At 69.8% G+C, this 16,827-nt stretch carries 17 protein-coding genes; 11 read left to right on the forward strand and 6 right to left on the reverse strand.

Going from position 1 to position 16,827, the window contains the following annotated elements:
• Positions 1–50: 50 nt before the first annotated feature.
• Positions 51–1,004, reverse strand: coding sequence for a type III PLP-dependent enzyme domain-containing protein (locus tag P5G59_RS09820; RefSeq protein ID WP_301218426.1), 954 nt, complete (start codon positions 1,002–1,004; stop codon positions 51–53).
• A gap of 177 nt (positions 1,005–1,181) precedes the next feature.
• Here P5G59_RS09820 and P5G59_RS09825 point away from each other — a divergent pair, with 177 nt between their 5' ends.
• Genes P5G59_RS09825 through P5G59_RS09835 form a run of 3 tightly spaced genes read left to right on the forward strand, consistent with a single transcriptional unit; the run spans position 1,182 to position 4,003 of the window.
• A complete protein-coding gene (locus P5G59_RS09825) occupies positions 1,182–1,529 on the forward strand; it encodes a response regulator (protein WP_301218428.1) in 348 nt (115 codons plus the stop codon).
• A gap of 4 nt (positions 1,530–1,533) precedes the next feature.
• Positions 1,534–2,217 (forward strand): response regulator transcription factor, encoded by a 684-nt coding sequence (locus P5G59_RS09830; RefSeq protein ID WP_301218430.1) that lies wholly within the window; start codon positions 1,534–1,536, stop codon positions 2,215–2,217.
• Positions 2,218–2,221: 4 nt separating this feature from the next.
• On the forward strand, positions 2,222–4,003 hold the full coding sequence (locus tag P5G59_RS09835) for a sensor histidine kinase (RefSeq protein WP_301218432.1): 1,782 nt from the start codon (positions 2,222–2,224) through the stop codon (positions 4,001–4,003).
• 91 nt (positions 4,004–4,094) lie between these two features.
• Here P5G59_RS09835 and P5G59_RS09840 read toward each other — a convergent pair whose 3' ends face one another.
• From P5G59_RS09840 to P5G59_RS09850, 3 genes are all read right to left on the reverse strand, one after another.
• Entirely contained in the window at positions 4,095–4,517 is a 423-nt protein-coding gene (locus P5G59_RS09840) for a hypothetical protein (protein ID WP_301218434.1), read from the reverse strand.
• A 63-nt stretch (positions 4,518–4,580) separates the two neighbouring features.
• A complete protein-coding gene (locus tag P5G59_RS09845) occupies positions 4,581–4,967 on the reverse strand; it encodes an MGMT family protein (protein ID WP_435871252.1) in 387 nt (128 codons plus the stop codon).
• Entirely contained in the window at positions 4,951–5,403 is a 453-nt protein-coding gene (locus tag P5G59_RS09850; protein ID WP_301218436.1) for a GNAT family N-acetyltransferase, read from the reverse strand. Before P5G59_RS09850 ends, P5G59_RS09845 begins: the two co-directional genes overlap by 17 nt.
• A gap of 146 nt (positions 5,404–5,549) precedes the next feature.
• Between P5G59_RS09850 and P5G59_RS09855 the strand changes: the two genes are divergently transcribed.
• Positions 5,550–6,764 (forward strand): NADP-dependent isocitrate dehydrogenase, encoded by a 1,215-nt coding sequence (locus P5G59_RS09855; RefSeq protein ID WP_301218438.1) that lies wholly within the window; start codon positions 5,550–5,552, stop codon positions 6,762–6,764.
• 77 nt (positions 6,765–6,841) lie between these two features.
• On the opposite strand, the gene P5G59_RS09860 is transcribed toward P5G59_RS09855, so the two are convergent.
• Positions 6,842–7,630 carry an SDR family NAD(P)-dependent oxidoreductase gene (locus P5G59_RS09860; RefSeq protein WP_301218440.1) on the reverse strand — a complete coding sequence of 263 codons (789 nt, stop codon included), beginning with the start codon at positions 7,628–7,630 and terminating at the stop codon, positions 6,842–6,844.
• Between the two features lie 25 nt (positions 7,631–7,655).
• On the reverse strand, positions 7,656–8,489 hold the full coding sequence (locus tag P5G59_RS09865) for a DeoR/GlpR family DNA-binding transcription regulator (RefSeq protein WP_301218442.1): 834 nt from the start codon (positions 8,487–8,489) through the stop codon (positions 7,656–7,658).
• Positions 8,490–8,678: 189 nt separating this feature from the next.
• On the opposite strand from P5G59_RS09865, the gene P5G59_RS09870 reads away from it, so the two are divergent.
• The 7 genes from P5G59_RS09870 (at position 8,679) to P5G59_RS09900 (ending at position 16,797) form a co-directional block, all read left to right on the forward strand.
• The gene (locus P5G59_RS09870) at positions 8,679–9,977 is read left to right on the forward strand and encodes an ABC transporter substrate-binding protein (RefSeq protein ID WP_301218444.1); all 1,299 of its coding nucleotides are present in this window, start codon (positions 8,679–8,681) and stop codon (positions 9,975–9,977) included.
• Between the two features lie 82 nt (positions 9,978–10,059).
• Positions 10,060–11,022 carry a carbohydrate ABC transporter permease gene (locus tag P5G59_RS09875; RefSeq protein ID WP_301218446.1) on the forward strand — a complete coding sequence of 321 codons (963 nt, stop codon included), beginning with the start codon at positions 10,060–10,062 and terminating at the stop codon, positions 11,020–11,022.
• Positions 11,019–11,897, forward strand: coding sequence for a carbohydrate ABC transporter permease (locus tag P5G59_RS09880; protein ID WP_301218448.1), 879 nt, complete (start codon positions 11,019–11,021; stop codon positions 11,895–11,897). Before P5G59_RS09875 ends, P5G59_RS09880 begins: the two co-directional genes overlap by 4 nt.
• A gap of 29 nt (positions 11,898–11,926) precedes the next feature.
• Positions 11,927–12,844, forward strand: coding sequence for a ketose-bisphosphate aldolase (locus P5G59_RS09885; protein WP_301218449.1), 918 nt, complete (start codon positions 11,927–11,929; stop codon positions 12,842–12,844).
• Positions 12,844–14,037 (forward strand): ADP-dependent glucokinase/phosphofructokinase, encoded by a 1,194-nt coding sequence (locus P5G59_RS09890; RefSeq protein ID WP_301218450.1) that lies wholly within the window; start codon positions 12,844–12,846, stop codon positions 14,035–14,037. The genes P5G59_RS09885 and P5G59_RS09890 overlap by 1 nt, the downstream gene beginning before the upstream one ends.
• 145 nt (positions 14,038–14,182) lie before the next feature.
• Positions 14,183–15,367 carry an ROK family transcriptional regulator gene (locus tag P5G59_RS09895; protein WP_301218452.1) on the forward strand — a complete coding sequence of 395 codons (1,185 nt, stop codon included), beginning with the start codon at positions 14,183–14,185 and terminating at the stop codon, positions 15,365–15,367.
• Positions 15,368–15,450: 83 nt separating this feature from the next.
• Positions 15,451–16,797 (forward strand): extracellular solute-binding protein, encoded by a 1,347-nt coding sequence (locus tag P5G59_RS09900; RefSeq protein ID WP_301218454.1) that lies wholly within the window; start codon positions 15,451–15,453, stop codon positions 16,795–16,797.
• Positions 16,798–16,827 lie beyond the last annotated feature (30 nt).

Consider the following 16,827-nt stretch of genomic DNA (forward strand, 5'->3'; position numbering starts at 1 on the left):
CGAGCGTCCCGTGGCCCCCGCCGCCTGTCACCGGGCGGCGAGGGGTCGAGTCAGCCGGCCGGCGACCAGGTGGTCCGCGCACGCGCCGGGCGGCGCTGGGCGCGGGAGGGTGTGCGGGTGCGGGCGCGGACGATGACGACCTCGGCTCCCGCATCGATGTAGCCGCTCGCGGTGGCGGGGTCGGCGTACCGTTCGTCCGCTCCGCTGACGATGGTGATGCAGTCAGCGACGACCGCGCGGCCGAGCGACGCGGTGACGACCGTGCCGAAGGTCGCGGGGGCGACGAGCGAGCGGACACTGCGGGCGAGCTCGGCGACCTCGGCCGGGCGCACGGACGCGCGCGTCGCCAGGATCTCACCGAGGTCGAGCATCCCGGGCCGGGACCCCGTCGCCGCGGCGATCGCGGTGTACGCGGCGCCGGCCTCGCGCAGGTCGGCGGCGATCCGCGCGGCCGGGGCACCCGCGGGCAGGCGGAGGGAGAGGCCTGCCACGCGGATGCCGAGGATCTGGGCGTGACGCGCGGCCGCGACCGCGTGCTCCGGGGGGAGCCGGAGCAGCACGGCGGTCCCGGCCGGCGCGCCGACGAAGACATCGAGCGCGTGGACGTCGTCCACGACGAAGAGGCGAACGCCGGCGTCCCAGGCGCGGCGGCGCTCCTGCCACGGCGCACCGGTCGCGGCGTGCAGCACGCGGCGCGGGTCGGCGTCGACGCGGCGGAGCGCCTCCAGCCCGGCGTCGCTCGCCACGCTGAAGCCGGAACCGTCCGCTGCGAAGCCGGCCAGCAGACGGGGGTGCGCGAGGGCCGTCACCTCGTACCGCGCGTCCACCCACGGCAGCGCCTCGCGCAGCTCGCGGAACCGGCGGGCGGCGCGGTCGAGGTCGATCACGACCACGGGAGAGGGCGCTCCGCCCGCGGCCGCCCTCGGCACCGGGCCGGTCCGGACGGCCGTGCCGTCGGGGTCGGCGGCGCCGGTCGGGTCGGCGGCTCGCGTGGCGGTGGACATCGCCCTCTCCTCGGTCGTGCGTCCCGCCGCGGAGGGCGGGAACCCCGCCGTTCGGGTCGGTGAGGTTGCCTCATATCGTGGCGTGGGCCCGATCTGACCCACATCCGGGGGGTCACGACATTCCGAATGCGTGGAGGCACGGATGAACGGCGGGTTCCGTGCGGAGATGATGGGCACATGTCCCTCCGTGTTGTGATCGTCGACGACCACGAACGGTTCCGCGAACAGGCCGCGGAACTGCTCCGCCTGGAGCGGTTCACGGTCGTGGGCGACACCGACACGGCAGCCAGGGGCGTCGAATTGAGCAGACGGCTGACCCCTGACGTCGTCCTGCTCGACATCGGTCTGCCGGACGCCAGCGGCTTCGACGTGGTGCCCGCGATGCGGGCCTTCGGGGCGGCCGTGGTGCTCACCTCGAGCCGATCCGCGACGGACTACGGCAGACGCGTCGCCGACAGCGGGGCAGAGGGCTTCATCAGCAAAGAAGAACTGACCGGTGAGGCGATCCGCAGCCTGCTAAGGTAAGCGCGTGAGCGGGGGACAGACAGATGGTTCCCGCGCGCTCCGGGTGGCCGTCGCCGACGATGCAGTGCTGCTGCGTGAAGGGATCGGTCAGATCCTGCGTGCGGGCGGCATGGAGGTCGTCGCGTCCGTCGACACCGCCGAGGAACTCCTCGGGACGGTGGCGGACGACGACGGCATCGACGCCATCGTGCTCGACATCAAGATGCCGCCGACGCACACCGACGAGGGCCTCCGGGCGCTGGAGCGGCTGCGGGCCGGCGGCAACCGCTCCGGAGTGCTGCTGCTCTCCATGTACACGACCGCGTCGTACGCGATCCGCGCGATGAGCGCGGGCAGCGGCACCGGCTACCTCCTGAAGGACCGGGTGGCCGACGCCGACACGCTGGTCAGCGCCGTGCGCACGGTCGCCCGCGGCGGTTCCGTCGTCGACCCGGAGGTGGTGCAGCTGCTCGTGAGCGCCCGCTCCTCGGAGGCCGCGGTCGAGTCGCTGTCCGCCCGCGAACGCGACGTGCTGCGGCTCATGGCCGAGGGCAAGTCGAACGTCGGCATCGCCGGCGACCTGCACCTCAGCCTCCGCACGGTGGAGTCGCACATCGGCCACATCATGGCCAAGCTCGGCGTGGAGGACTCCGCCGAGGGCCATCGCAGGGTGCTCGCCGTGCTGCGGTTCCTCGGCCGGGACGCCTGAGCCGATGGACGCCGGACGACCGGCCTTCGCGCGCATCGCCCTCCGCGCGCTCGCCGTGGCGGTGGCCACCGCCTCCAACGTGATCGCGCAGGTGATCAGCGCGATGACCGGCGACTACGGCCCGCGCCCGGCGGGCCTCGGCTGGGCCCTCGTCTTCATCTCCGTCGCCATGGTCTACATCGTGTGCGCGGTGATCGCCTGGCGCATCGTGCGCAGCCCCGTCCCGGGCTGGCTGATGGTCGGCGCGGCGCTGTTCTGGTCGGCCGGCGCCTGGTACCCGCTGGTGCGCCAGTGGGGCTGGGTCTGGCCGTGGCTGGAGGGCGTCACCGACCTGTGGGCCGTGCTGGTCGGCATCCTGGTGCTCTGCTATCCGACCGGGCGGCTGACCGCACGCTTCGATCGTGTGGTGGTGCTGGCGGTGACCGTCGTGTTCGCCGTCCGGCTCGGCGGCATCCTGCTGTTCTCCTCCCCGACACCGACCGAGTGCGGATGCGCGACCAACCCGTACGCGGTGCTGCCGAGCGACACCGCCGACTTCTGGATGGGCATCGGCTGGCGCGCGGTCGGCCTCGCCCTGATGCTGACGGTCGCCGCACGCCTGATCGCCCGCTGGTTCACGAGCTCCCTCCCGGCCCGGCGCGTGGCGTTCGTGATGCCGCTGGCCATCCTGCTCTGGTGCTACGGCACGGTCCAGGAATCGCTGAGCTTCGCCCTGGGGTGGGACGGCGGATGGCTGCAATTCATCCCGCCTGTCGCGATCGCACTCATCCCTCCCGCGTTCGTCGGGGGAGTCATGTACGCCCGCGGTCTCCGCTCCCGCGTCGCCGACCTGGTGATCGTGGCGCGAGACAAGGTCGACCGGGAGCTGTGGGAGTCGAGCCTCGCCCGCACGCTGCACGACCCGTCGCTGCGGGTGTTCTGGTGGGACGAACCGCTGCAGACGTACCAGACCAGCGACGGGAAGCCTGTCCCCGACGCCGGCCCCACCGACCGGCCGGGCCGGTCGACGCTCGCCATCGACTCCGATCAGGGTCCGATCGCCCTCATCGAGCACGACGTGGCCCTCGCCCAGGACGACCGGCTGCTCGACGCCGTCTCGTCCGCCCTGTTGCTCTCCGTCGACAACGACCGGCTGCGGGAGCGCCTGCAGCGCACCATCCAGGAGCTGCGGGAGTCGCGCCTGCGCATCGTCGAGGAGGGCTACCTCGCCCGCCGCAGGCTCGAACGCGACCTGCACGACGGCAGCCAGCAGCAGCTGGTCTCGCTCGCGATCAGCCTGCGGATCGCCACCGCGAAGGCCGAGGCGCACGGCGACGAGGATCTGGCAGGCGACCTCCAGCGCGCCTCCGGGCAGCTCGCCGACGCGCTGCGCGAACTGCGCGAGCTCGCCCGCGGCATCCACCCGACCGTGCTCACCGACGGCGACCTGCGCTCGGCCATCGAGGAGCTCGGGATGCGCAGCCACCTGCCCGTCGAGGTGCACGTCGACATGCCGGGGCGGCTGCCGGAGGTCGTCGAGGAGACCATCTACTACTGCGTCTCCGAGTGCCTCGCGAACGCCGCGAAGCACGCGCGCGCCCGCACCTGCTCGGTCGTGGTCTCGGCCGTCGACTCCACCGTCAGCGTGGTCGTGAAGGACGACGGTCAGGGCGGAGCCCGCATCGAGCCCGGCGGCGGCCTCGAGGGGCTGCGCGACCGCGTCGAGGCGGTGTCCGGTCGTGCCGACGTGCGCTCGGTCGAGGGGCTCGGCACGATCGTGGAGCTGACCATCCCGATCGGCGCCTGACCCGGCGCCCGCGGCGAGTGCTGTGGTTCGGAACGAGTGCGGCCGCTCGAGCGTGCGCAGACGTTCCGCAGGGCCGCAGTCGCGCGGGACCCTACTTCGTGGCGGCCTTCGCGGCCCAGACCTGCGCGCCGATGGCGAAGGCGGACCATCCGCCGGGGCAGCCGAAGGCCTCGGCCGGCAGCCCGTCGACCGGCCACCAACTGTCCTGGATCGCCGGCTTCGGCACCGGGACCTTGTCCTTGCACACCCCGGGCTTGAGCAGCGTCGGCGACGTGTACGTCATGATGGCCGAGCCGTTCTGGCGGTCGTAGTCGACCCGGATGATCGTGGCGTCGTCCGGCACGAAACCGGGCGAGCCGAACGCGGAGGTGCCCGCCGCCTTCATGTCCTTCGCCGTGTCGAAGATCTCCGCCTCGACGTGCGGCTCGAACGCGCTCACCACCGAGCATCCGGAGAGGGTCAGAGCGAGCAGGGAGATCGTCGCGATGACTCCGGCGGTTCGGATGCGGGGCACGGGCAGCTCCAGGGAAAGCGGACAGGGTCTGTTAACGCAGTGAACACTACGTGGCTGAGCGAATCATCGGCCGGAGGGATGATTCCCCCCACCCTCATCCCACGGTACAGCCCCGTCGAGCCGCGCGGCGCGCAGGTCGACGCGGTACGGCGCGTCCCCGCCGCCGAGCAGCGGTGTGCCCTCCGCCCGGTAGTGCTGCAGGGCGAGGTGCTCGTGGTTCGCGGGAGGGTGGCCGCTCGCCCGCACCACGCGCCACCACGGCACGTCGCCGCCGTAGTACGCCATGACCTGGCCGACCATGCGGGCCGCCCGGGAGCCGAGCGTCGCGGCGACGTCGCCGTAGGTCATCACGCGGCCCGGCGGGATGGCGTCGACCACCTCCAGGACGCGCTCGACGAAGGAACCGGGCCCGTCGTCCGTGCCCGCCCGGTCGTCAGAGATCGAGGGCACCGATCGTCTCGCCGTACTGCGTCTCGCCGATCGGCTGGAAGCCGCTGCGGAGGAAGAACTGCTCGGGGCCGAGCTCGCCGGACTCCCAGATGACGTAGAGGCGCTCGTGGCCGCGGGCGCGGGCCTCGTCGGCCAGGGCGCGCACGGCGAAGGTGCCGATGCCGCGGCCCTGGTCGTCCGCGTCCACGTTGATGCGCCAGAGGATGGCCTTGAACTCCTCGTGCTCGGCGTTGGGGTCGAAGCTGCCCATGACGAACGCGACGACCTCGTCGCCGTCGAGCACGACGCGCTGCCACGAGGTGGTCGGGTCGGGGATGGCCGCAGCGGCCGAGTAGGAGACCGGAGCCACGAACTGCTCCTGGCCGGGCTTCAGTGTGAGCGCGTTCGCCGCCACCACGTTCCGTGCGCTCAACTCTTCCAGTCTCAACTCAGCCATGACGAAAGGGTAACGTGCGCGGGCGACCGCGGCATAGCTCGGCCGCAACCCGACGGTTCGCCGGGAGAAAGTGTCTCGATGTCAAGATAGTTGCCGCGAGCGGGTAAGCTGTCGTCGGCTGAAACGGCAGACACCCCAGGAGAACCATGGACAAGATCAAGGTTGACGGAACGGTCGTCGAACTCGACGGCGACGAGATGACTCGCATCATCTGGAAGGCCATCAAAGACTCCCTCATCCACCCGTACCTCGACGTGAACCTCGAGTACTACGACCTCGGCATCCAGAAGCGCGACGAGACCGACGACCAGATCACCATCGACGCGGCGCACGCCATCCAGAAGCACGGCGTCGGCGTGAAGTGCGCGACGATCACGCCCGACGAGGCGCGCGTCGAGGAGTTCGGCCTGAAGAAGATGTGGCGGAGCCCGAACGGCACGATCCGCAACATCCTCGGCGGCGTCGTGTTCCGCGAGCCGATCATCATCTCGAACATCCCGCGGCTGGTCCCGGGCTGGAACAAGCCGATCGTCATCGGCCGTCACGCCTTCGGCGACCAGTACCGTGCGACGGACTTCGTCTTCGACGGCCCCGGGACGCTGACCATGAGCTTCCAGCCGGCCGACGGCGGCGAGGCGCAGTCGTTCGAGATCTACCAGGCGCCCGGCGCCGGCGTCGCGATGGGCATGTACAACCAGGACGCGTCCATCCGCGACTTCGCCCGCGCCTCCTTCAACTACGGCCTCGACCGTCAGTACCCGGTGTACCTCTCCACCAAGAACACGATCCTGAAGGCCTACGACGGCCGCTTCAAGGACCTGTTCCAGGAGGTCTTCGACACCGAGTACAAGGAGAAGTTCGACGCCGCCGGCCTCACCTACGAGCACCGCCTGATCGACGACATGGTCGCCTCCAGCCTCAAGTGGGAGGGCGGCTACGTCTGGGCCTGCAAGAACTACGACGGCGACGTCCAGTCCGACACGGTCGCGCAGGGCTTCGGCTCGCTCGGCCTGATGACCTCGGTGCTGACCACCCCGGACGGCTCCGTCGTCGAGGCGGAGGCCGCGCACGGCACGGTGACCCGCCACTACCGCCAGTACCAGCAGGGCAAGCCCACCTCCACCAACCCGATCGCCTCGATCTTCGCCTGGACGCGCGGCCTCGCGCACCGCGGGAAGCTCGACGGCAACCAGGAGCTGATCGACTTCACCCACACCCTCGAGGACGTCGTGGTGAAGACGGTCGAGGAGGGCAAGATGACCAAGGACCTCGCGCTCCTGGTCGGCCCGGACCAGAAGTACCTCACGACGGAGGAGTTCCTGGACGCGATCGCCGAGAACCTGAAGGCCCGCCTCTCCTGACCCTCGCCCGCCACATTCGTGCCGAATGTGCGCAATCCCTCACGGATAGCGCACATTCGGCACGAATCGTTAACGGGTCAGCGGGCGGTCCAGCCGCCGTCGATGGGGACGGTCACCCCGGTGATGAGCGACGCGGAGGGGGAGGCCAGGAACGCGACGGCGCCTGACACCTCGCGCGGCTGACCGATGCGGTGCAGCGCGGCGATGCGGTCGACCGTGTCGGCCCGGAACGCGTCGTCCGAAAGCGCGGCGGCGGTGCCGTCGGTCTCGACGAAGGTCGGTGCCACCGCGTTCACCCGGATGCCGTACTGCCCCCACTCCACGGCGAGGCAGCGGGTGAGGTGCACGACCGCGGCCTTCGCGCTGCAGTACGACGACTCGCCGGGGAGGGCGACGAGCCCGGCCTGCGAGGCGATGTTCACGATCGCGCCGCCGCCGTGTCCGCGCATGTGCTTCGCCAGATGCTGCGAGAGGAAGAACGTCGACCGCGTGTTGAGCTGCCAGACGCGCTCGAAGTCCTCCTCGGTGACCTCGAGCGCCGGGGCGTCGATGCCGCCGCCCGCGTTGTTGATCAGGATGTCGATCGGTCCATGCTCGGCGATCGCGCCGTCGATCGCGGAGCGGCAGGCGGCGAGGTCGAGCACGTCCATGCGGATCGCCGAGGCCTGGACGCCGAACGCGCGCAGCTCCCCGACGAGCCCGGCGGCCCCATCGGGGTCGCGGACGCCGAGGACGACGTCGGCGCCCTGGCCGGCGAGTTCGAGCGCGATCTCCCGCCCGAGGCCTCGGCTGGCGGCGGTGACGAGGGCGCGGGAGCCGGTGAGCGAGAAGAGCGTGCGGGTGGCGGCGGGTGTGGAGTCGGTCATGCCAGGAGCGTAGCCCCGCGCCGGGTCATAGCCCGATCAGCCGACGCTCGGAGGCGGTCTCCTCGCCGGCGACGAGCACCTCGACGCCGGCGCGCTCGAGTGCCTCGGCGAGCTCGGCTGGCGGCTCCGCATCCGTGACGAGGTAGTCGGCCCGGTCGAGCTCCGCGATCTGCGCGAACAGCGGCTCGGTGAACTTCGAGGAGTCGGCGAGGATGGCGACGCGTCCCGAGCGCTCCATCATCTCGCCCATCATCACGGCCTCCGACAGGTTGCTCGTCGTGTAGCCGCCGGGAGCGGAGACGGCGCCGACCGAGATGAGCGCGAGGTCGCAGCGCAGCTGGAGGTCGCGGCCGCCCTGCAGCTGGAGGCTGACCGGCCCGACGGTGGCCTGGCCGGTGAGGCGGACCGTGCCGCCGAAGAAGTAGAGGTCGCGCACGATCTTCGGCGAGATCTCGCTGGGGATCCGGAGGTTGTTCGTCGCGATGGTGAGGTCGCGGAGCTCGCCGAGGTGGCGGACCGCCGCGAGCGTCGTGGTGCCGGCGTTGATCATGAGCACGGAGTTGCTGCTCACCAGGGTGGCCGCCAGGGCGCCGATCCTGTCCTTCTCGTCGGTGTGCATCTGCAGCCGGACGTCGAGCTTCTTCTCCACGCCGGCGACCGCGTCGACGCTCACCGCGCCGCCGTGCGTGCGCACGACCAGGCCCTCCTGGTGGAGCTGCTGCAGGTCGCGGCGCACGGTGTCGGGGGAGACGTCGAATCGTTCGGCGAGCTCCGAGACGGTGACCTGCTCCGCCTGCGAGACGTACGCCACCAGTTCGGCCTTCCGGCCGGCCGGGAGGCGCCCTGATGCGGATGACATTCGTTTGACCACGCATCATTCTTAACAGGATTTGCGGGTTTGTGCCAGCTTTTCGTCGGTTTTCGCCGATTTGGCGGATTTGCTCTTGCAGTATCCGCAGAGCCGTGCGTAAAATCGCATCAGTCCGCACAAATCGGTAATTTCAAGCATATTCAAGCAGAATCTTGAATGCCCTCGGATAGGAGAACGATGAGCAACGACGCTCGGGGCCGGTCCCGCCGGCTCACCCGCACCACGACCGTCGCCGCAGTGGCGACCGCCGCGCTGCTCGCCATGGCGGGCTGCGCAGGCACGTCCGGTGGCGGCGACTCGAACGGGAAGGTCCAGCTGACCTTCTCGCAGTGGTGGGCTCCGGAGATGCCCTCCGGTGCGCTGCAGGGCCTGATCGACGACTTCGAGAAGGAGAACCCCAAGATCTCGGTGAAGCTGATCAGCGCGCCGTTCCAGTCGCTGCAGACCCAGACCATCTCGCAGGCCGCCTCCGGCACGCTCCCGGACGTCGTCGGCCTCGACGGGGCTTGGGTGAACCCGCTCTACAAGCAGGGAGCTCTGCTGAACCTCAGCGACGCGATGAAGAAGGCGAAGTACGACCCGTCGGAGCTCGCCAGCCAGGTCGGCTACTCGGGCTCGACGTACATGATCCCGGTCGTCAACTTCGTGTACCCGCTCTTCACCAACGACGCCATCCTGCAGAAGGCCGGGATCTCGACGCCGCCGTCGAACTGGTCGGAGTTCGAGGACGACGCCAAGAAGATCTCGGCCGCGGGCGACGCGAAGGGCTGGGTCGTCCCGCTCGGCACGACCAACCCCAACGGCGTGCAGAACGACATCCTCTCCTGGGCGTGGGCCTCCGGCGGATCGATGCTGAAGGACGGCAAGCCCGACCTGACGAACAACTCCGACGTCTCGGGCGCGGTCGACATGGTCAAGAGCCTCATCCAGGCCAACGCGGTGCTCCCCGGCGCGAACGCGCTGCAGGAGACCGACAAGGTCGAGAACTTCATCAACGGCCGCGTCGGGATGATGGTCGACTCCCTCGCCCACATCACCACCATCACCAAGGGCAACCCCAACCTGAAGTTCACGGTCTCGGCGCAGCCGGCGAAGGACGGCTACTCGGGCGAGCGCGGCATCCTCACCGCCTCGTGGGGCATCGGCGTCTCGGCCAAGTCCGCCCACCCCGCGGAGGCGTGGAAGCTCGTGCAGTACCTGATGAGCGAGAAGGCGAACGCGAAGCTGTCGACCCTCGCCAACGGGTTCCCCGGCAACAAGACCGCCTCGCCGGACCTCTCCGGCGCCGACGCCCACTTCCAGCAGGCGTTCGACATCTACAAGAAGAGCAAGCCCGTGAACGAGTTCACCGGCCTGCCCTCCGCCAACCAGCTGATGACCGACTTCCTCACCGAGTTCCAGAAGTCGGCCGACGGCCAGGAGTCGACCAGCCAGATGCTCTCGAACGTGCAGAGCGCGTGGAAGCAGCAGTTCTAGCGGCCTGACCCGGCCATCAGCCAAGACCCCCCGCCGGTCGCGTGTCCCCCGCGCGCGGCCGGCGGGATGGGAGGACGAGGACATGACCACCAACCTTCTGACCAGGACGCACCCCCGCGACGATGCGGCGCCCGTCCCGCCCGTGCGGCCGCACAGACGCCGCCGCTCGCTCGGCTCGCGCATCGAGCCCTACCTGATGATCAGCCCGACGGTGCTGCTCATCCTGGGACTGATGGTGGTCCCGATCGTCATCGTCATCGGCTACTCGCTGATGGACAACACCATCACCAACCCGACGCCGAAGTTCGTCGGCATCGCCAACTACCTCACCGTGCTCGGCTCGCCCGCCTTCTGGGGCGCGGCCGCCAACACCCTGCTCTTCACCGTCGTGAGCGTCGTCGCCCACATGGTCATCGGCGTCCTGTTCGCCCTCATGCTCAACTCCAAGACCATGGCGAAGGTGCCGCGGGCGATCTTCCGGGCCATCTACATCCTCCCGTGGATCTTCACCGCGTCGGTGGTCGCCGTGCTGTGGAGGCTGCTGCTCGACCCGAGCGGCGTCATCAACTACCTGCTGGAGAGCCTCGGGCTCATCCATGAGGCCGTGCCGTGGCTCGGTCTGCCGCAGACCGCCCTCATCGCCGTCACGGTGATCAACATCTGGTCCGGCTACCCGTTCTTCATGATCAGCCTGCTCGCCGGACTGCAGGGCATCCCCTCCGACCTCTACGAGGCGGCGAGGGTGGACGGCGCCGGCCCCATCCGCCAGTTCGTCAGCGTGACGCTGCCGGGCCTCAAGCCCATCCTCTACAGCATGGCGCTGCTCGACCTGCTCTGGACGACGCAGCAGTTCACCCTGATCTGGGCGACCACCGGAGGCGGCCCGCTCGGCTCGACCGAGATGCTCAGCACCTACACGTACAAGCTCGCGTTCAACAGCTACCAGTTCTCGCTGGCCTCCACGAGCGCCGTGCTCGTGCTCGCCGCCTCGCTCGTCGTCGCTGTCTTCTACGTCCGCCGCCAGAGGAAGGAGGAGCGCCGATGACCGTCGCTGCCGCCCGCCCCACCCGCGTCGGCTCGGCCCGGGCCACCCGCCGCCGCGTCTCCGCCCGCATCGGGCTGTACGCCGCCCTCACCGTCGGCGCCGTCTTCGCCGGCTTCCCCGTGCTCTGGATGCTGTCCAGCTCGTTCAAGTCGAACGCCAACATCTTCGCGTACCCGCCGAAGCTGTTCGACGGCTCGTTCTCGTTCGCGCCGTACCTCGCCGTGCTGAGCAACCCGACCGAGATCGGGTACTTCGTCAACAGCTACATCGTGGCGCTGTCGGTGACCGTCGTGACCCTGCTGGTCGCGGTGCTGACCGGGTACGTGTTCAGCCGCTACGAGTTCCCGCTGAAGCGCATCCTGAACGTGGTGATCATCGGCGTCCAGGCGGTGCCGCCGATCACGCTGCTGATCCCGTTCTTCGGCATCATGGTCGGCCTCGGGCTCTACAACACCTACCAGGGCCTGATCATCACCTACGTCGTGTTCACGCTGCCGTACGCGGTGATCATGATGACCGCGTACTTCAACAGCCTCCCGCGTGAGCTGGACGAGGCGGCGAAGGTGGACGGCGCGAGCTCGCGCTCGATCCTGTGGCGCATCCTCGTGCCGGTCTCGGTGCCCGGGATGGTCTCGGTCGGGCTCTACACCTTCATGATCTCGTGGAACGAGTACCTGTTCGCCCTCACCCTCACCCAGACGGACGACCGCCGCACGGTGCCGGTCGGCATCCAGTTGCTGATGGGCCAGAACAACTACCTCTGGAACGAGGTCATGGCCATGAGCATCCTCGGCTCGATCCCCGTGCTCGTCCTCTTCCTGATCTTCCAGCGCTACTTCATCGGCGGCCTCGCCGCGGGCGCAGTGAAGTCCTGATCCACCAACAGAAACAAGGAGAACCCAACGTGTTGATCGATGGCAAAGACCTGCTCGCCGTAGCGGACGCCCATGACTTCGCGGTCCCCGCTTTCAACGTGAGCGACTACGCGATGAGCAACGGCCTCTTCGAGGTGTGCGAGCAGAAGGGTGCGCCCTGGATCCTCGCGATCCACCCCGACGAGGTGTCGCACATCGGCCAGGATGTGATCGTGGCCCTCCGCGAACGCGCGCACCGCTCGTCGGTGCCCGTCGCCATCCACTGGGACCACGGCGGCGGCTACGACGAGATCCTCACGGCGATCCGCATCGGCTTCACGTCGGTGATGATCGACGGCTCGATGCTGCCGTTCGAGGAGAACGTCGCGCTGACCCGCCGGGTCGTGGAGGCCGCGCACGCCGTTGGCCTCTCGGTCGAGGGCGAGCTGGGCACGATCGGCAAGACCGACGACCAGGCCGAGGCCGGCACCGACGACATCATCTACACCGACCCCGCACAGGCGCTCGAGTTCGTCGAGCGCACCGGTGTGGACAGCCTGGCGGTCGCGATCGGCACGCGGCACGGCATCTACCCGGCGACGCTGGCGCCCGAGCTGAAGCTCGACCTGCTCACCGAGATCAAGCGCGCGGTCGGCATCCCGCTGGTGCTGCACGGCGGGTCGAACAACCCCGATTCGGAGATCGCGCAGGCGGTCACACTCGGCGTCAACAAGATCAACATCTCCAGCGACATCAAGGTGGCCTACTTCGACGCGATGCGTTCCGTGCTCGCCGATCCCGGCCTCCGCGAGCCGAACCTGATCGAGCCGCCGGCGGTGGTGGCGATGCAGAAGGTTGCGGCGCAGAAGATCGACCTGTTCGGCGCGGCCGGCAAGGCGCACCTGTACGCCGACGGCCTGGCCGACGCGACGCTCGCCGAGCGCGAGCAGGGGGTGCTGGTCCACTGATGGCCGGGGATGCGGTGCTCGGACTCGGCGGAACGATCGACTTCGAGCTGCACTGGGATGCCGGCGCGCTCGAGGCGGCGGCCGCCGCGGCGGGCATCGCGTCCCTGACCGACGGGCCGCCTGCGGTGATCGACTCCGAGCGCGCGCTGGTGCTCTCGGTGCTGCACCACCTGCGGAGCGGGACCGGCGGCGAGCACTTCGTGGAGTCGGCCGAGGTGATCGAGGCCTTCGCCGGCCGCTTCGGCTACCGCACGACGCTCGGCGGCACCCCGGTGCGCGCCGCCCTCGCGATGAGCGCGCTGGGCGTCGGGAGCACGGTGCACCTGGTGTCGATTGACGACGACGTGCGCCGGCTGCTCCCGCCCGACGTCGAGTACGTGTGCAGCGCGGTCGAGGACTCCACCGACCCGCACCTGATCGTGCAGTTCCCCGCCGGGGCGTGCATCCGGCTGGCGGGGGAGGAGGTCGTCGCCCCGGCGGCGAACCGGCTGATCTACCCGTGCGACCTGCCGAACGCCCGGCTTGTGCTGAGCGAGCGGCTGCCGGAGGTGCTGGCCGGGGCGAGGGTGTTCCTCATCTCGGGGTTGAACTCCATCCAGGACCCGGCGATCCTGCAGGCGAGGCTTGCGCAGCTGCGCGACGCGGTGCGGGTGCTGCCGCCGGGTGCGACCGTGCTCTACGAGGACGCGGCCTACCACGTCCCTGCGTTCGCCGCGGAAGTGCACGCGGGGCTGGCGCCGGTGCTGGATGTGTTCAGCCTCAACGAGGACGAGCTGATGACCGCGGTCGGCCGGCCGGTCGACCTGCGCGACGCGGCCGAGGTCGCGGCGGCGGTCGAGCAGCTGGCGCAGCGCCTCGGCGTCCCGGCGGTCGTGCTGCACACCCGCTTCTTCGCCACGGCGTACGGCGAGGGGGCGGAGCGGCTGCGCCCGTTCCTGGAGGGCGGCGTCGCCGTCTCCGCGGCGCGCTACGCGGTGGGCGACGGCGCGACGCGGTCGGAGGTCGAGCAGCTGTGGTCCGTCGGTCCCCGCAGTGCGGTCGGGGCCGCCGTCGCGGAGCGGCTGCCACAGCTCGGGCCGTTCGTGGCGGTGCCCGCGCTCGATCTCTCGGACGTCGCGCATCCCACCACCATCGGGCTCGGCGACTCGTTCGTCGGGGGCGCGGTCGCCGCGCTCGTCGGCGTTCCCGTCTGACACCGCCTGTGACCCGGGCCTGCGGCCCGCGCTCCCTGTATCCCGTGCGGACGTCGGCAGGGAGCGCGGACCGGAGGCCCGTCGTCGTGTAACGACTTCGTTTCGTCTCTTGCAATTCATTTGTTCGTAAGCTTTACTAACAAACATGACAACGACCGAGGTGCAGGGTGGCACCAATGGGCTGGGTCCGGGACGGGTGCTCCGGCCCCGCGCGAAAGTGCTGCCCGAGCACGCCCGCAGCCACAACCGTTCCCTGGTGCTGCAGACGCTCTACCGCTCCGGGCGGCTGAGCCGGGCGGACCTCGCCCGCGAGACCGGCCTCACGCGGGTCACCGTGTCCGACCTCGTCGCGGAGCTCCTCGCCGAGGGACTCGTCGTCGAGCTCGGCCAGCGCGAGTCCGCCCGGCCGGGCAAGCCGGCCGTGCTGCTCGACATCGACCGCGGCGCCCACCAGATCGTCGGCGTCGACCTCAGCGACCACGACCGCTTCCGCGGCGCGGTCATGGACCTCGACGGTGCGATCCTCGCCAGGGCCGAGGTCATGCTCGCGGACGACGAGGGGGGTTCCGCCGCCACGGGCGAGACCGCCGCCGCCAAGGTCGACGCGCTCGTGGACCGGCTCGTCGCCGCGGCCACGGCCCCGATCCTCGGGCTCGGCGTCGGCTCGCCGGGTGTCGTCGATCTGAGCGGCACCATCCTCACCGCCCCGAACCTCGGCTGGAAGGACCTGCCGCTCCAGCGGCGGCTCGCCTCCCGCACCGGCCTCCCCGTCGTGGTCGCGAACGACGCCAACGTCGCGGCGCTCGCCGAGCACACCTACGGCGACGCGGCGGGCGACATGATGCTGATCCGGATCGGGCACGGCATCGGCGCGGGGCTCCTCGTCGCCGGCGCCCTCGTCTACGGCAGCCACTACGCGGCGGGCGAGATCGGCCAGGTCATGGTCGGGACCGACCTCGGCCTCGACGCCACCTACAGCCGGGACCAGGTGCTCGAGCACTGGCTCAGCGTCCCGCAGCTGCAGCGCGGCATCCAGGCGGCCCATGCCTCAGGGAACGACGCGACCCCCGTGCTGCGGGAGGCCGGACAGCGCCTCGGCATCGCCCTCGCGCCGGTCGTCGGCGCCCTCAACCTGTCGGAGATCGTGCTCAGCGGCCCGACCGAACTGCTCGACGGCCCCCTCGCGGAGGCGACCGTCCACACGCTCCGGAACCGGACGATGGCCGAGAACCACGCCGATCTGTCCCTCCGGATGACCACGCAAGGGCAGGACATCGTCCTGCGCGGCGCGGCCGTACTCGTCCTCTCCGGACAACTCGGGGTCTCTTGACACAGCACGACCCGATACACCCGACCCCTGCACCGACGGTGCGCTGCAGCCGCAGCCACTGACACTCAAGAAAGGAACCAGCAATGAAGAGAAAGCTCGTCGGCCTCGCCGCTGTGGCAACAGCTTCCGCTCTCGTGCTCGCCGGATGCGCCTCGGGAGGCTCGACCGCAGCGAGCACCGACGGCAAGGGCAAGACGGTCACCCTGTGGCTGGTCGGCTCCGACACCCCGGACGCACTCCGCAACTACCTCAAGACGGAGTTCGCCAAGGAGACCGGGGCGACGCTCAAGATCGAGCAGCAGGACTGGAGCGACATCGTCACCAAGCTCACCACCGCCCTGCCCGACGCGAAGAACACCCCCGACGTGACCGAGATCGGCAACACGCAGTCGCCGACCTTCACCAACGTCGGCGCCTTCCTCGACGTCTCCGACATGTACAAGGACCTGGGCGGAAGCGACCTGCTCCAGTCGTTCGTCGACGCGGGCAAGGTCGACGGCAAGAACTACACGCTGCCCTACTACTTCGGCTCGCGCTACATGTTCTACCGCAAGGACGTCTACCAGGCGGCCGGTGCGACGGTCCCGACCACGCTCGACCAGTTCAACACCACCGTGGCGGACATCACGGCCAAGAACCCGAAGAACATCAACAACTTCTCCGGCTTCTTCCTCGGCGGCCAGGACTGGCGCGACGGCATCTCCTGGATCTTCGCCAACGGCGGGGACATCGCCCAGAAGAAGGACGGCAAGTGGGTCGGCACCCTCGAGTCGGCCGACTCGCTGAAGGGCCTCCAGCAGCTACAGGACCTGTACAAGAACGCATCCAAGGCGCCGAACGACGCCAAGGACTCGAACCAGTACATCTACCTGAACGACACCGACCAGACGCTCGACGCCAGCGGCAACAAGACCGGTGACACCTCCCTCGCGGCGGCCACCATCATGGCACCGGGATGGGCGCACTGGTCGATCGGCGACCTGTCGCAGAAGGACGGCAAGCCGGTCCGCACCTGGAACGACGCCACCTTCGGCACCTACGTGCTCCCGGGCAACGACGGCAAGCCCGCCCCGGTGTTCGCCGGCGGCTCCAACATCGGCATCTCGGCGAAGACCTCGGAGCCCGGCCTGTCGAAGACGCTCCTGAAGATCATCTTCTCGAAGGAGTACCAGGAGATGCTCGGCAAGAACGGCCTCGGCCCGGCGAACTCGAAGTACACCTCCTCGCTGGGCGACGACCAGTTCGCGAAGGCGCTGATCGAGTCCGCGTCCAACTCCAAGCTGACCCCCGCCGCCCCCGGCTGGGCGAGCGTGGAGGCGGGCAACGTGATGGAGGAGTTCTTCTCCAAGATCCGCGACGCCGCCGACCTCAAGGCGCTGGCGCAGGAGTACGACAAGAAGCTCGACGGCATGCTGAACGCCAAGAGCTGACCATCTCCACCCGATTGACGCGACGCGCCG

Origin of the sequence: Leifsonia virtsii, assembly GCF_030433675.1 — a bacterium.
GTDB classification, from domain to species: Bacteria; Actinomycetota; Actinomycetes; order Actinomycetales; family Microbacteriaceae; genus Leifsonia; species Leifsonia virtsii.